Source organism: Amycolatopsis suaedae (assembly GCF_004214935.1).
Taxonomy (GTDB): Bacteria; Actinomycetota; Actinomycetes; order Mycobacteriales; family Pseudonocardiaceae; genus Amycolatopsis; species Amycolatopsis suaedae.
In genome coordinates this window covers 399,383-412,428 of record NZ_SFCC01000001.1, presented here as the reverse complement: position 1 = coordinate 412,428, position 13,046 = coordinate 399,383, and the positions used below count along the sequence as shown (strand labels likewise).

Sequence of the window (13,046 nt, the reverse complement as noted above, 5' to 3'; positions counted from 1 at the left end):
GGTTCAGCCGGGGCACGAGGTCGGTGACACTGGACAGTCATGCGCAACCGGCAACACAGGCTCGCGAACCGTGCCCGTTTCACGACCGGATGGCGGGCACGGCGGGCGACCGCGAGCCTCGTCCGCATGCTGGGGTCGACGGGAGAATCCGCCGAGACACTGGTCAGCCTCGCGTGTTCGGCCCGCGACACCCGGGTGTCCGGGATGGCGCGAGCCGCGATCGAGGCCGCGTGGGCCGAGGGCGGGCAGTCCCGGGACCGGGTCTGGCGCGCGGTGTGGGCGCTGCTGGAGTCGGCCCGCCTCGGCTGGCCGAACCATCAGGACGACGACCGGGTCCGGCCGCTGCTGTTGTTTCTCCTGGCGCCGGACCCGGCCGCCCGGTACGAGCCACGCGTCCGGTTGCACACCTGCCTGCCCGACTCCGGCGGGCCTGAGGTGGGTGTGCTCGTGGACATCGCGGTGTCCGGCGAGGACGCCGCGGTGCGCGAGCCGCTGGCCGACCTGCTGCGCACCACCGGCCACCCCCGGCTGCTCGCCGAACTGGCCGAGGCACTGCGCCGCCGCCGGGCCGGGACGCAGCTGCTCACCGACGACGGTTACGTTCCCGCGGCGATCACGTACGGCGCGTGGAACGCCGACGGCGAGCCGGGACCGCTGCTGCGGATCCTGCTGGACAACCCGCACCTGGAGCGGCCGTCACGGGTGCCGGACATGGCGCTGGTCCTGATCCTGCGCGACCGGTTCGACCTTCTGCGTGCCTTCGCCCAGGCTCCGCTCGCGCGGATCCTGCTCGGTTTCCTGGCCACCGCCCGCGAACCGATCGTCGAGACGATGCCGGAGCAGGTGCTCGACGGCAGCCGCCGGGCCCTGCGGGAGATCTCCCCCGGCGCGGGCCAGGATCTGGTGTGCCGGCGGGCGATCGCCGGTGACGTCGAAGCGGCCGCCGCCGTGCGGGACGCGGGACTGCGGCCCGCCGACCCGTTGCTCACGCCGCTGCTGCTGTACCTGACCGGACAGTGGGACTCGCTCGACGGCGACCTGCTGTTCGCCGCACTTCCGTTGCTGACGGTGGACGAGGCGATCGACGCGCTCACCCGCCTGCTCGAGATGCGTGACGTTCCCGCGGAGGCGGCCGGGCACCTGCGCGCGGCGCTGCGCGCCATCCCGCGCCCCAGCGGGTCCGGCGACCTCGACTATCTGTGGGAGGAGGTGACCGACACGATCTGCGCCCTCGCCGTGCGGGGGAATCCGGAGGCGAGGTCGGCCGTCCTCGACGCCGGTTACCGGCCGACGACCGAGGAAGGGCATCCCGCCTTCCTCTTCCTGACCGAGCAGTGGGAAGCCTATGACCGGCTTGATCCCGACGGGACCCTGCTGACGGCGCTCTTTGACAGGCCGTACCTGCTGGGCGCCCCGCCCGAGACGTTCCGCGAGATCGCCGAGCGCGCCGGCAGGCCGGACCCGGTTCCGCCGCCGCGGCCGGACGGGTCGCGCCGGCGGGCCGGCCACGGCGGCACGCACCACAGCGACTACACCGGCTTCGACGGCGGCGGCTACGACGGCGGAGGCGGCTACTCCGGTGGCGGATTCTGACTGGGAACGGCTTTGCCGTGAAGGGCCCTCACGACGTCTGATGCCAGGGCCCTGGCAAAGTCCGGCATGCGGCAGGACCAGGCAGGTGGTCCCGAGCGTAGAACTCGCGTGCCGGAGTGCAGAACTCGCGTGCGTGAGCGCAGAACTCACCATGTGGACCGGGTTCTCACCTGGTGCCGGTCGCCCGCGTGAACGGCCCGTTCGCGCGAGTCCTCCGTTCCCGCCCCCCGAGTCGACCGTTCCGGACCCGCGAGTTGCACGTTCCCGCCTGCCTGGTCCCACCGTCCGGCACGCCGGTTCCAGATCGCGGGACGAACCCGTCCTCGCCTGGCCGAACGGGCCGCTCACGCGGCCCTGCCGGGCCGGAACGCGAGGTTCGCGTTCCTGAACACGTCATTCGCGTTCCCGAACACGACACTCACCATCCGGCCCCCCGAGTCCCACCGTCGTGCACGCGAGTCCCACGCTCCGGCACGCGAACTCCACGCTCCTGCGCCCGAGCTTTGCCGGGGCCCTGGCGCGGATGACGCCGGTCAGTCCGCGCGCCAGAGGGACGGGGCCGACGGCGGTTCCCAGCCCGGCTGGGCCGTGTGGCTCTGCAGGCACACGTAACCACGGCCGTCGTAGGTCACCCGGACGCCGGCCGCGTAACTGGCCCCCGCGGCCCACGTCGTCCCGCCCGGCGGCGGGGTCGTCGTCGGGGACGGGTTCTGCGGCACGTTGAGCACGAAGTCGAACGCCGCCTCCTTCCCCGGCGGTGCGTCGCGGACGTTCATCAGCAGGCGCGCGTCGAAGATCGGGTCGGTGTTGTTGCGTGGCTCGTTCGGGAAGTACAGCTGCGTAGTCAGGATCGGCCTGCCGGGCGCCTGCACCTTGACGTGGATGTGCCGCGTGCGGCCCGGGTACAGGCCGGGCACGATGGTGCTCAGCCGGAACGCCCCGTTGGCGTCGGTGAACTGGTGGCCGCGGAAGTTGTAGCCGACGTTGTCGTACGCGCCGTTGACGTCGGCCTGCCAGAAGTCCAGCAGCGCCCGCGCGACCGGCAGGCACGCCAGCCCGAAGACGTAGCCGCTGACGGTGAGCCGGGTGCCGGGGGTGCCGGGACCGACGAGCGAGGTCCGCTGCGGGGAGTTCGGCTTGAAGTAGGGGCCTTCCATCTGTGGCGGCGTGGGTTCGTCGCCTTCCTCGCAGGACGGGGTCAGCTCCGGCGGCTTTCCGGTCTGGGTCGCGTCGCGGGCCAGCGCCGGGCCGGCGACGAGTGCCGCGGGCACCGCCACGCCTGCCGCCAGCGCGGCCCGCAGCACCGCCTTGCGGCTGATCTTGTTGTCGTCGTCCATGTCAGCTCCCTCGTGAGGTTCCCTCGACGGTAGGAACTTCCCGGGCCGGCGGCGATGGACTCATCCCGTCAGTCGTGGTGAATCCCTCGGCGGAAGTCGCCCGGGCTGAGGCCGGTCTCCCTGCGGAAGAACCGGCAGAAGTACGCCGGATCGGTGAACCCCACCCGGTTGGCCACCTGGCGCACCGTCAGACCGGTGTGCAGCAGGAAGCGCTTCGCCTCCCGCGTCCGCGCCTCGCGCAGCAGCTGCGCGGCGGTCCGGCCGGTCGCCGCCTTCACCGCCTCGGTCAGATGTCCCGGTGTCACGCCGAGAAGTTCGGCGTGCTCGCGTACCGACCACGGGCCGGGGTCCGGCCGGGCCATCCGGCGCGCGAACTCCGCCGCCACCGCCTGGACCCGGGCGGGCTTCCGGGAACCGGACGCTCCCGGCAGCCTGCCCGCCCGCACGATCAGCACGTGCAGCAACGCCCGCAGCACCGACTCCGCGCCCGGCCCGCCGTGCCGGAACTCCTCGTCCAGCTCGGCGATCAGCCGTGACATCCGGTCGTGCGCCCGCTCGTCGAGCGGGCGGCAGGGCTGCTCGCTCAGCCCGCGCAGGATGTCGCGGTCGGCGGGGTCGAGCAGGAAGTCGTCGGTGAACACCACCACGACCCCGGTCAGCCTGCGGACGTCCCAGTGGTGGACCTGGCCCGGCTCGACGACACCGAGCAGCGGCGGCCGCAGTTCCCACCGGGTGAAGTCGACGACGTGCGCGCCGGTGCCACCGGTGACGTGGACGATCTCGTGGAACGTGTGCCGGTGCGGGAACGGCGCGTGCGACAGCGGGCCGATGGCGTCGAACGTGCCGACGACGAACGGCGGCGCCTGCGGTCCGGCCACCTCCAGCCGGTGCAGCGGCAGCTCGCCGGGCTTGGGTTCCAGGCAGGGCGTTCCCGGCAACACCGTCGTCCCGCGCATGACCTAAAAGTCTAGACCATTTCGGGCCCGATCAGCCTGGCCAGAACAGCGCGCACGGCGAGCACGTCCGCCTCGGTCGCGGCCGCGTTCTCCACGCCCCACTCGTCCATCGTCCGCAGGACGGCGAACACGAGCCGCGCCTGCAGCGGCGCCGGCAGGTCGTCGCGGACCGCTCCCGTGGCCCTGCCGACCGCCAGCACGCCGGCCAGCCACTCCCCGATCGCCGCCATCGCCCCGGCGACCGGATCGCCGGGAGCGCCGGAGAGGTAGAACATCCGGCCGAGCAGCCGGAAGTCCTCGTCGTCCGCGGCGAGCGACCCAAGCCGGGCCAGCAACGCGTCGACGGCGGGCCAGAAGCGTTCACGGGCGAAGTCGCCGGGCGCCGGGATCTCGACGCGATCGAGTACCGACCGGGACAGCTCACGCACGACCAGTTCGAACAGCTCGCGTTTCGACGAAAGCACGTAGTAGAACGAACTCTTGCTCATTCCGCATTCGGCAAGGACACGGTTCAGCGAGGCCGCGTCGTAGCCCGCCGACGCGAACTCGCGCGCCGCGTTCACCACCAGGGATCGACGACGGGAGGCCGGAAGCCGGTCGAGTTTGTCGCTGGGCACAACGCACGTTAACATTGTGTGGACCACCCGGTCCACACAGGAAGCGCAAGCCATTGCTGGAACCCACGGAATTCGCCGACCAGTACGCGCGGGCCTGCCGCGACGACCTCCGGATCCTCGTCGTCGGAGCCGGGATCGCCGGTATCACCGCGGCCCAGCTGCTCCGCCGCGACGGCCGGAACCCGGTACTCGTCGAGCGCAGCCGTGACGGCGGCCATCCCGGCTACATGCTCGCCCTCATGCCGATGGTCGACCCGGTGCTCGACGACCTCGGCATCCGCGCGGACTACCGGGCCCGCAGCACCCCACTGGCCCGCTACGGCCTGCACGGCCACACCGGCAGGCTCATCCGCGTCGACTCGATGACGCGCATCCTCGACCGGTACGGCGACTACCGCGGCATCAGCCGCGGCGAGCTGATCGAGGCCCTCACCCCGGACGGCGGCGCGGTCACCTACGACACCACGGTCACCGCCGTCGACTCGCCCACCGTCACGCTCCGGACCGGCGGTACCAGCCACGACGCCGAGTTCGACCTCGTCGTCATCGCCGACGGCATCCACTCGGCGACCCGCGACCTCGTCGGCCGCCCCGCGGCGACCCTCGACACCGGGTGGGGTGGCTGGGTGGTCTGGTCCCCCGGCGACGCCGACCCCGATCTCGGCGAGGAACTCTGGGGTGCCGGGTTCTTCCTCGGCGTCTACCCGGTCCTCGGCGAACTCGGTGTCTTCCTCGGCGGCCCGGGCGCCGACACCGCGGCCGGTCCCGCAGCCTTCGTGCGGCGGGTACGCGAGCGGCTGACCACCACCGGCCCGCGCGTCGACGCCGTGCTCGACGCCGTCGCCACGGCGGAGGACCCGTACTTCTGGGCACTCACCGACTGCCGCGCCCCGGCGTGGACCGGCGACGGCACCGTGCTGCTGGGCGACGCGGCCGCCGGTTTCCTGCCCACCGCGGGGATCGGCGCCGGGATGGCGATGGAGTCGGCCTGGGTGCTGGCCCGGACCCTGCGCACGGCACGGCGGGACACCCTGCCCGCGCTGCTGCGTGCCTACGAGCGCGAACAGCGGCCGCGCGTGGAGGCCGCGCAGGACACCTCGCGGCGGCTGGCCAGGCTGATGTTCCACCGCAGCAGGGCGCTGGCCGTGCTGCGGGACCTCACCACGCGGTTCGTGAGCGTCGACGTGGCGCTCAAACCGATCCAGCGGCTGCTCGCCGAGCGTCCCGAACCCGGCCGCGTCCGGGCGTGATCAGGCCCCGTCGACCAGCGGCAGGTACTCGGGGTGCTTGCGGATCCAGCCCGCCATGTACTCGCACTCCGGCGTGACCGCCAGCCCGCGGTCGCGGGCCGAGTCCAGCGCGACCCTGGCGAGCCTGCCTGCCAGGCCCCGCCCGGCGAACCGCTCGCCGACCTCGGTGTGGGTGAGCACCATCCGGCCCGGCAGGAGCCGGTAGTCGGCCCGTCCGGCCAGCTCGCCGCCCGCGTGGACCTCGAAGCACGACCGGGCCGGGTTGTCTGCGACCTGGACCTCGTCAGCGGATTCGGTCACGGCTTCCTCTCGTCGGCGGCCCCCGCACCTCATGGTCGAGATGTGCCCGCAGCGAGTCAAGGCGATCACCCCGGTCCCCGGGCGATACGGTTGACGATCATGAGCGAGACCGACTGGCTTCCCCGCAACCGGGAGAACTGGGACGACCGGGTCCGGGTCCACGCCGCCAGCGAGTTCTACGACCTGCCCGGCTTCCTCGCCGGCGCGAGCACGCTGCTGGCCGACCGGGCCAGCTTCGCCACTGCGGACGTCTACGACGCACCGGAAGTCCTGGCGGGACAACGGTTCGACATCGTCTACACCGGAATCGGGGCGCTGGTCTGGCTGCCCGACCTGACTCGCTGGGCGCGGGTGGTCACCGACCTGCTCGCCGACGGCGGGTTCGTCTACCTCGCCGAGCTGCACCCGGTGACCGACGTCCTCGACGACGACGGCACCACGGTGACCCACGACTACTTCCGCGACGGCGGCGAGACCTACGACGACGCCCACACCTACACCGACGGCCCACCGCTGACCAGCACCGCCTCCACCCAGTGGCAGCACCCGCTCGGCGAGGTGGTGACCGCGCTGGCCCGAGCCGGGCTGCGCATCGAGTTCCTCCACGAGCACCCGTTCTCGCTGTTCGAACGCTTCCCGGGGCTGGAGCGCGGGGAGTCCGGCGAGTACCGCTTCCCCGCCGGCCGTCCGCGGGTGCCGCTGCTGTACTCGATCCGGGCGAGCGCGTGACGACCGCGCTCGCGGCCGACGGCACCCGCCTGGCCTGCCAGGTACGTGGCTCCGGCCGCCCGCTGGTGCTGCTGGCCGGGCAGGCCAACAACCACACCTGGTGGGACCCGGTCCGCGAGGACTTCCACGGCAGCCACACCACGATCACGTTCGACTACCGCGGCACCGGCGACAGCGACAAGCCCGAGGGCGGCTACTCCACCGCGGGATTCGCCGGGGACGTCGTCGCGGTCCTCGACCACCTCGGGGTCGCCGAGGCCGACGTCTACGGCACCTCCATGGGCGGCCGGGTCGCGCAGTGGCTGGCCGCCTGCCATCCCGGCCGGGTGCGGCGCCTGGTCCTCGGCTGCACCTCGCCGGGCGGGGCCCACGGCGTCGAGCGGAGCAACGAGGTGCGCCGGTCGCTCGCCCGGCGCGACGCCAGGGCACGCGAGGTGCTGGCGGACCTGATGTACACCCCGGCCTGGCGGGCCACGCACCCCGGCCCGTACACCACGCTCGGCGATCCGGACATGCCCGCGCACGCCGTCCGCGGGCACCTCGTCGCCAGCAACGGCCACGACGCCTGGGACGCCCTGCCGCGGATCACCGCGCCCACGCTCGTCCTGCACGGCGACGACGACGAGCTGGCCCCGGTGGCCAACGCCGACCTGCTCACCTCGCGCATCCCGGACGCCCGGTCGCACATCTTCCCCGGCGCGCGGCACGCCTACTTCGAGGAGTGCCGCCCGGCAGCGAGCCAGATCGTGCGCGACTTCCTGAACCTTCCGCTCAGCGGAAGGCCTGTCGAACCCCCGGCCCCGAGCCCGTAGCGTCCCCGCGGTGACTGGACGCACCACGACGCACACCGCGGTGGGAATCGTCGGCGGTGGTCCCGCCGGCCTCATGCTCTCCCACCTGCTCTCCCGCGCCGGGATCGACTCGGTCGTGATCGACAACCGGACCAGGACCGAGATCGAGAACACCGTGCGGGCCGGCATCCTCGAAGCCGGCAGCGTGCGGCTGCTCGTCGACACCGGCGTCTCCGACCGGGTGCACCGCGACGGCGACGCCCACGAGGGAATCGCGCTGCGCTTCGGCGGCGCCAGCCACCGGATCGACTTCGCCGAGCTGGCCGGCGCGTCGGTGTGGCTCTACCCGCAGACCGACGTGTTCACCGACCTCGCCGACGCCAGGGAACGCGACGGCGGCGACGTGCGCTTCGGCGTCCGCGACACCCAGGTGCTCGACGTGGCCACGGACCGGCCGGGCATCCGGTACACCGACGCCGGCGGCGCCGGGCACGAGGTGCGCTGCCGCTACCTCGTCGGCGCGGACGGCTCGCGGTCGATCTGCCGCCTGGAGGTACCCGAACGGCTGCGGGCGCACTACGTCCGCGAGTACCCGTTCGCCTGGTTCGGCATCCTCGCGGAGGCGCCGAAGAGCGCGCCGGAACTGGTCTACACGCACTCCCCGCGCGGCTTCGCGCTGATCAGCCAGCGCACCGAAACCGTGCAGCGCATGTACTTCCAGTGTCCCCCCGACACCGACCCGGACACCTGGTCCGACGCGGCCATCTGGGACGAACTGCAGGCCAGGGTCGCCGGGCCGGACGGCTTCACGCTCACCGAGGGCCCGATCACCGCCCGTACCGTGCTGCGGTTCCGCAGCTTCGTCGCCGAGCCAATGCGGCACGGCAACCTGCTGCTCGCCGGCGACGCCGCGCACACCGTGCCGCCGACCGGGGCGAAGGGGCTGAATCTCGCGCTGGCCGACGTCCGCGTCCTCGCCGAGGCGCTCGAACAGGTCCTGCGCACCGGCGACGACGCCGCGCTCGACGGCTACAGCACGCGCGCGCTGTCCCGCGTGTGGAAGGCGCAGCACTTCTCGTACTGGATGACCACGATGCTGCACACCCTGCCCGGCGGCACCGACTTCGACCTGCGCCGCCAGCTCGGCGAGCTGGAGTCGGTGGTCGGGTCCCGCGCCGGGTCGGCCTACCTCGCCGAGGGCTACACCGGCTGGCCCGCCTGATCGACGGCCAGCGTGACGTCCCGGCCGAGGAACGCCCCGATGTCGGCGGCCTCGGCCGCGATGCCGTCGCGGACGGCGCCGGACAGCGGCGCGAACGGTTCGACGGTGAGCTCGGCCCGCGCGGCGCGGCGCAGCCGCCAGGTTCCGGCCACCCGGCCGTCGACCAGCAACGCCGGCCGGATGATGCCGCCACCGGGGTGCACCCGGCGCCGGTGCGCCTCGGCGACGGCATGGTCCCGGGTACGCCAGCCGAGCAGGTACTCGTCGAACGCGGGAACCAGCCGCACGCCACCGGGACCGCCTGCCGGCTCACCGGCACCGGGCCAGATCCGCTCGAACTCGCCACGCGGCAGGCCCGACCACGCGGCGAGATCGTCCGGTCCGGCCGGGCCGTGGGCGGCGAGGTAGCGCGCCACCAGCGTGCGCGTCGCCGCCTCCCGGTCGGTGCCCTCGACCGGAAGCGGGGCGCCGAGCCAGTCGCCCGCGTGGACGTAGGTGGGCTTGCCGGCGCGTTCCGGGCCGAGCACGACCTGCCCGCGTCCCGCGGCGAGCCCGGCGAGGTGCACGATGGCCTGCCCCTCGGCGGGAATGCCCGCCCGCGCCAGCCGTTCGCCCAGTTCCGGCTTGGTGAGCGGTCCCTGACCGGCGAGCGCTTTCGCCGTCGCCTCGGCCGCCGCGTCGGCATCGGTGTCCACGCCGAGTTGCCGCAGTCGCCGTAACGAAGCCGCCGGAGCGGGTTTGACCAGCGGGTAGAGCCACGGCAGGTCGTCCGCGGCGATCAGGTGCAGGGTGCCCCGCGGTCCCCAGCACCGCACCAGCGCCGCGCCGCGCACCGCCTCGGTCAGCCGGGCCGCGGTCAGTCCGGGCACCCGTGCCCGCAGGGCCAGCGGGTAGGCGGCCGGGTCCTGCGCCTGGACCGCGAGCAGGTGCCGCACGGCGCCGACCACGTCGTGGCCGCGCGGACCGTACAGCAGCTGCGCGCGGGCACGGGCGAGTGTCGTCATGCGCGTCATTCTTCCCGGCCCCGATATTTACAATACAGAGCTGTCCTGTATTGTTATTGCCATGGAGCGCACCCCCGGTCGGCCGCGGAGCACCGAGGCCGACGCGGCCATCCTGGAAGCCGCGCTGGACCTGCTGATCGAACGCGGCATCGAGGCCACCAGCATCGAGCAGGTGGCGCGCCGCGCCGGGGTCACCCGGGCCACGGTGTACCGCCGTTTCCCGGACAAGACCCGGCTTCTCGTCGCCACCGTCGAGGCCGCCTACGGCAACCCGCCGCGCTCGCCGGAGATCCGCGACATCGAGCAGCTGATCAGCGGCTGGGCACGGGCGCTGGCAGCCCCGCGCCAGCGGCGGCTGCTGCGCCGCCTCTACGGCGCCGTCGACGACGCCCCGGAGGTGGCACGGGCCTACCAGGACCTGTTCGGCCACGACCGCGACGCGGCCCGGCGCGAGGTGTTCGAGCTGGCCCGCACCCGCGGCCGGCTGCCCGCGGACACCGATCCGGACGTCCTGCTGGACCTGCTCACCGGCGCGGTCTGGCAGCACCTGGCCACCCGCCCGGACACCGAGGGCCAGGACGAGGCCGAACGGTACCTGCGGGCGGTGCTCCACCAGGCCGGTTACCAGCGAGGAGAAGAGAAATGACCACCGCCACCGTCGAGGCCCAGCAACGCACCCGCCTGTTCGCCAGGGTCATCGGCCCCTACGTCGCCACGTTCACCACCGTCTACGCGATCCGCCTGGACGAGGCCCAGACCTTCCTCGGCGACCTGTTCGCCCAGCCGGCACTCGTCCTGCTGCTCGGGGCGCTGATGCTCGGCGCCGGGCTGGTGATCGTCGGCGGCCATCGCAGCTGGCGCGGCCCGCTCGCCGTCACCGTGTCGCTGTTCGGCTGGTTCGTCGCCATCCGGGGATTCCTGCTCGTCGTCACACCCGCGACGATCGAGTCCGGTGTGGACGCCACGATGCTCTCCCCCACCGCGACCACCGTCGCCCGGATCTTCTTCGGCGCCCTCGCGGTGCTGGGGTTCGTGCTGACCTACGCGGGCTGGTTCACCAAGCCCAAGGTTCACTGACCGGTCGCGTCGAGCAGGATGCGCACGGCCTTCGGCCCGACACCGTGCAGGGCCCGCAGGCGCGCCTCCCCCACCTCGGCGACCTGCCGCAGTGACGTGATCCCGGCGTTGACCAGTGCCCGCGTGGCCGGGCGCCCGATGGCCTTCGGCAGGTCGCCCACCTCGCCGGGCACCGCGGCGTCGGCCGCCGCGGCCTGCCGCGCCAGCCGTTCCGGTGCCCGCGCGACCCAGGCCCGCCGCACCCAGTGGTTGAGCTGCTGGCCGTCGAGGTCGGCCAGCGGTATCCGGACCCCGTCCGGGACGCGCTCCGCGGTCGGGTGCGCGGCCAGCAGCTCACCGGCGTCGGCCTCGGACAGGCGCAGCACCGCGCGGCCGTCGGCACCGGCGGCGGCGAACGGCGCGCCCGCCACGGCGAACTCCCCCGCCGCCTCGACGGCCTCCGGCAGTGACAGTGCGGTCTTGCGCAGCTGAGTTCTCGTCGTCACGGACCCGACAATAGGGTTGCGGCCGTGTCCTCCACACCACAGCTCGCGCGGCGGCTCGGACTCGGCGGCGCGGTGACGATCGGGCTCGGCTCGATGCTGGGCGCCGGCGTCTTCGCCGCCTTCGCCCCGGCCGCCCGGGCGGCGGGCGCCGGGTTGCTGATCGGTCTGGCCGTCGCCGCCCTCGTGGCCTACTGCAACGCGACGTCGTCGGCGCGGCTGGCGGCCCGCTACCCCGAGTCGGGCGGCACCTACGTGTACGGGCGGGAGCGACTGGGGCCGTTCTGGGGCTACCTGGCCGGCTGGGGTTTCGTGGTCGGCAAGACAGCGTCCTGCGCGGCCATGGCGCTCACCGTCGCCGCCTACACCCTGCCCGACGCCGGCCGCCCGCTGCGCACGGCGCTCGCGGTGGCCGTGGTCGCCGCCCTCACCGCGCTCAACTACCGCGGTGTGCGCAAATCGCTGTGGCTGACCCGGCTGATCGTGACGGTCACGCTGCTCGTGCTCACGCTCGCCGTCGTCGCGGGCCTGACCGGCCCGGCGGCGAGCACCGCCAACCTGCTGCCGTTCCCCGGCGGCGACGCCGGCGGGATCCTCGAATCGGCAGGGCTGCTGTTCTTCGCCTTCGCCGGCTACGCCCGGGTCGCCACGCTCGGCGAGGAGGTCCGCGCCCCGGAGCGCACCATTCCCCGCGCCATCCCGATCGCGCTGGGCAGCACGCTGACCGTCTACGTCGCGGTGGCGCTCGCCGTGTTGATCGCGCTCGGTCCGGCCAGGCTCGCCGCGGCCGCCGACCCGCTGGCGGAGGCCGCCGGTTCGTGGCCGTGGCTGGAACCGGTCGTGCGGGCCGGGGCGGCCGTCGCGGCGCTGGGCTCGCTGCTGGCGCTGGTGCTCGGCGTGTCCCGCACGACGCTGGCCATGGCCCGCGACGGGCACCTTCCCCGCGCGCTGGCCGCGGTCCACCCGCGGTTCCAGGTGCCGCACCACGCGGAGCTGGCCGTCGGCGTCGTCGTCGCCGTGCTCATCGCGGCGGTCGACCTGCGCGGGGCGATCGGCTTCTCGTCGTTCGCCGTGCTGGCCTACTACGCCATCGCCAACGCCTCCGCGTGGACGCTGACCCGCCACGAGGGCCGTCCGCCGCGGATCGTGCCCGCGGTCGGCCTGCTCGGCTGTGTCGTGCTGGCGTTCAGCCTGCCCGGCGGCTCGGTGCTGGCCGGCAGTGCGGTGCTGGCCCTCGGAGCGGGCGTGTGGATCGTCCGGAGGCGGGTTCACCGGGAGCCGACACCGCGCCGGTAGGCTTCGTGACCGTGGGAGACCGATCGGGCGCGGTGCGTGCGGGCGTGCTGACACTCGTCGCAGCGCTGCTGCTCTGCCTGGTCGCACACACGTTGCCCTGTGCGGACGAGCACGCCCTCGCGGGCCCGGTGCAGACCGTCCACGACGCCGGGCACTGCCACGACGGCGGTGAGCGGCACGAGTCGGCCCACCCGCACAACCTCGTCACCCCGCGCGTCCCGGACGGCGGAGGCCCCGGCACGCCGTCGCTGCCCGCCGCCGACCCTGTCGTGGCCGACGGCGTGGCGTACCGCCCGGTGGGTGTCGTCCGCGACCCTGCCCCGGCAGGCGGTCAGGACATCCTGCGTTCCCTCTGTGTGCTGCGGCGGTGATCGGGCGCCTGTTCCCGCGCC

Annotated in this window: 15 protein-coding genes; 9 read left to right on the top strand and 6 right to left on the bottom strand. The window is 73.7% G+C overall.

Annotated elements, in window-relative coordinates; all coding sequences use genetic code 11:
• The first annotated feature begins 126 nt into the window (after positions 1–126).
• A complete protein-coding gene (locus EWH70_RS01930; RefSeq protein ID WP_130473428.1) occupies positions 127–1,593 on the top strand; it encodes a hypothetical protein in 1,467 nt (488 codons plus the stop codon).
• Between the two features lie 533 nt (positions 1,594–2,126).
• On the opposite strand, the gene EWH70_RS01925 is transcribed toward EWH70_RS01930, so the two are convergent.
• The 3 genes from EWH70_RS01925 to EWH70_RS01915 all read right to left on the bottom strand — a co-directional run bounded on the left by EWH70_RS01925 (position 2,127) and on the right by EWH70_RS01915 (position 4,503).
• Positions 2,127–2,930: a dioxygenase family protein gene (locus EWH70_RS01925; protein WP_130473427.1), complete on the bottom strand. Its 804-nt coding sequence runs from the start codon at positions 2,928–2,930 to the stop codon at positions 2,127–2,129.
• A 68-nt stretch (positions 2,931–2,998) separates the two neighbouring features.
• The gene (locus tag EWH70_RS01920) at positions 2,999–3,886 is read right to left on the bottom strand and encodes a helix-turn-helix transcriptional regulator (RefSeq protein ID WP_165436114.1); all 888 of its coding nucleotides are present in this window, start codon (positions 3,884–3,886) and stop codon (positions 2,999–3,001) included.
• 11 nt (positions 3,887–3,897) lie between these two features.
• Positions 3,898–4,503, bottom strand: coding sequence for a TetR/AcrR family transcriptional regulator (locus EWH70_RS01915; protein ID WP_165436113.1), 606 nt, complete (start codon positions 4,501–4,503; stop codon positions 3,898–3,900).
• 53 nt (positions 4,504–4,556) lie between these two features.
• Here EWH70_RS01915 and EWH70_RS01910 point away from each other — a divergent pair, with 53 nt between their 5' ends.
• Positions 4,557–5,753, top strand: coding sequence for an FAD-dependent oxidoreductase (locus tag EWH70_RS01910; protein ID WP_130473425.1), 1,197 nt, complete (start codon positions 4,557–4,559; stop codon positions 5,751–5,753).
• On the opposite strand, the gene EWH70_RS01905 is transcribed toward EWH70_RS01910, so the two are convergent.
• Positions 5,754–6,053, bottom strand: coding sequence for a GNAT family N-acetyltransferase (locus tag EWH70_RS01905; protein ID WP_240686740.1), 300 nt, complete (start codon positions 6,051–6,053; stop codon positions 5,754–5,756).
• A gap of 99 nt (positions 6,054–6,152) precedes the next feature.
• Between EWH70_RS01905 and EWH70_RS01900 the strand changes: the two genes are divergently transcribed.
• From EWH70_RS01900 to EWH70_RS01890, 3 genes are read left to right on the top strand one after another with little or no spacing between them, the layout of a single operon-like run.
• A complete protein-coding gene (locus tag EWH70_RS01900) occupies positions 6,153–6,782 on the top strand; it encodes a class I SAM-dependent methyltransferase (protein WP_130473423.1) in 630 nt (209 codons plus the stop codon).
• On the top strand, positions 6,779–7,594 hold the full coding sequence (locus EWH70_RS01895; RefSeq protein WP_130473422.1) for an alpha/beta fold hydrolase: 816 nt from the start codon (positions 6,779–6,781) through the stop codon (positions 7,592–7,594). Before EWH70_RS01900 ends, EWH70_RS01895 begins: the two co-directional genes overlap by 4 nt.
• A gap of 10 nt (positions 7,595–7,604) precedes the next feature.
• Positions 7,605–8,795 (top strand): 4-hydroxybenzoate 3-monooxygenase, encoded by a 1,191-nt coding sequence (locus EWH70_RS01890; RefSeq protein ID WP_130473421.1) that lies wholly within the window; start codon positions 7,605–7,607, stop codon positions 8,793–8,795.
• Here EWH70_RS01890 and EWH70_RS01885 read toward each other — a convergent pair.
• The gene (locus EWH70_RS01885; protein WP_165436112.1) at positions 8,774–9,799 is read right to left on the bottom strand and encodes a winged helix DNA-binding domain-containing protein; all 1,026 of its coding nucleotides are present in this window, start codon (positions 9,797–9,799) and stop codon (positions 8,774–8,776) included. The two genes, EWH70_RS01890 and EWH70_RS01885, sit on opposite strands and share 22 nt — an antisense overlap.
• 61 nt (positions 9,800–9,860) lie before the next feature.
• Between EWH70_RS01885 and EWH70_RS01880 the strand changes: the two genes are divergently transcribed.
• Positions 9,861–10,445, top strand: coding sequence for a TetR/AcrR family transcriptional regulator (locus tag EWH70_RS01880; protein ID WP_130473419.1), 585 nt, complete (start codon positions 9,861–9,863; stop codon positions 10,443–10,445).
• On the top strand, positions 10,442–10,876 hold the full coding sequence (locus EWH70_RS35365) for a hypothetical protein (protein ID WP_165436111.1): 435 nt from the start codon (positions 10,442–10,444) through the stop codon (positions 10,874–10,876). Before EWH70_RS01880 ends, EWH70_RS35365 begins: the two co-directional genes overlap by 4 nt.
• Here EWH70_RS35365 and EWH70_RS01865 read toward each other — a convergent pair.
• Entirely contained in the window at positions 10,870–11,361 is a 492-nt protein-coding gene (locus EWH70_RS01865; RefSeq protein WP_130473417.1) for a helix-hairpin-helix domain-containing protein, read from the bottom strand. The two genes, EWH70_RS35365 and EWH70_RS01865, sit on opposite strands and share 7 nt — an antisense overlap.
• Positions 11,362–11,385: 24 nt before the next feature.
• Between EWH70_RS01865 and EWH70_RS01860 the strand changes: the two genes are divergently transcribed.
• The gene (locus EWH70_RS01860) at positions 11,386–12,654 is read left to right on the top strand and encodes an APC family permease (RefSeq protein WP_276320523.1); all 1,269 of its coding nucleotides are present in this window, start codon (positions 11,386–11,388) and stop codon (positions 12,652–12,654) included.
• Between the two features lie 11 nt (positions 12,655–12,665).
• Entirely contained in the window at positions 12,666–13,025 is a 360-nt protein-coding gene (locus EWH70_RS01855; protein ID WP_130473416.1) for a hypothetical protein, read from the top strand.
• The last annotated feature ends 21 nt before the right edge of the window (positions 13,026–13,046 follow it).

Bases quoted from the DNA above. Each gene is read 5' to 3' on its own strand.
- EWH70_RS01930 (WP_130473428.1), top strand. From the start codon at position 127: ATGCTGGGGTCGACGGGAGAATCCGCCGAGACACTGGTCAGCCTCGCG.
- EWH70_RS01925 (WP_130473427.1), bottom strand. From the start codon at position 2,930: ATGGACGACGACAACAAGATCAGCCGCAAGGCGGTGCTGCGGGCCGCG.
- EWH70_RS01920 (WP_165436114.1), bottom strand. From the start codon at position 3,886: ATGCGCGGGACGACGGTGTTGCCGGGAACGCCCTGCCTGGAACCCAAG.
- EWH70_RS01900 (WP_130473423.1), top strand. From the start codon at position 6,153: ATGAGCGAGACCGACTGGCTTCCCCGCAACCGGGAGAACTGGGACGAC.
- EWH70_RS01885 (WP_165436112.1), bottom strand. From the start codon at position 9,799: ATGACGACACTCGCCCGTGCCCGCGCGCAGCTGCTGTACGGTCCGCGC.
- EWH70_RS01880 (WP_130473419.1), top strand. From the start codon at position 9,861: ATGGAGCGCACCCCCGGTCGGCCGCGGAGCACCGAGGCCGACGCGGCC.
- EWH70_RS35365 (WP_165436111.1), top strand. From the start codon at position 10,442: ATGACCACCGCCACCGTCGAGGCCCAGCAACGCACCCGCCTGTTCGCC.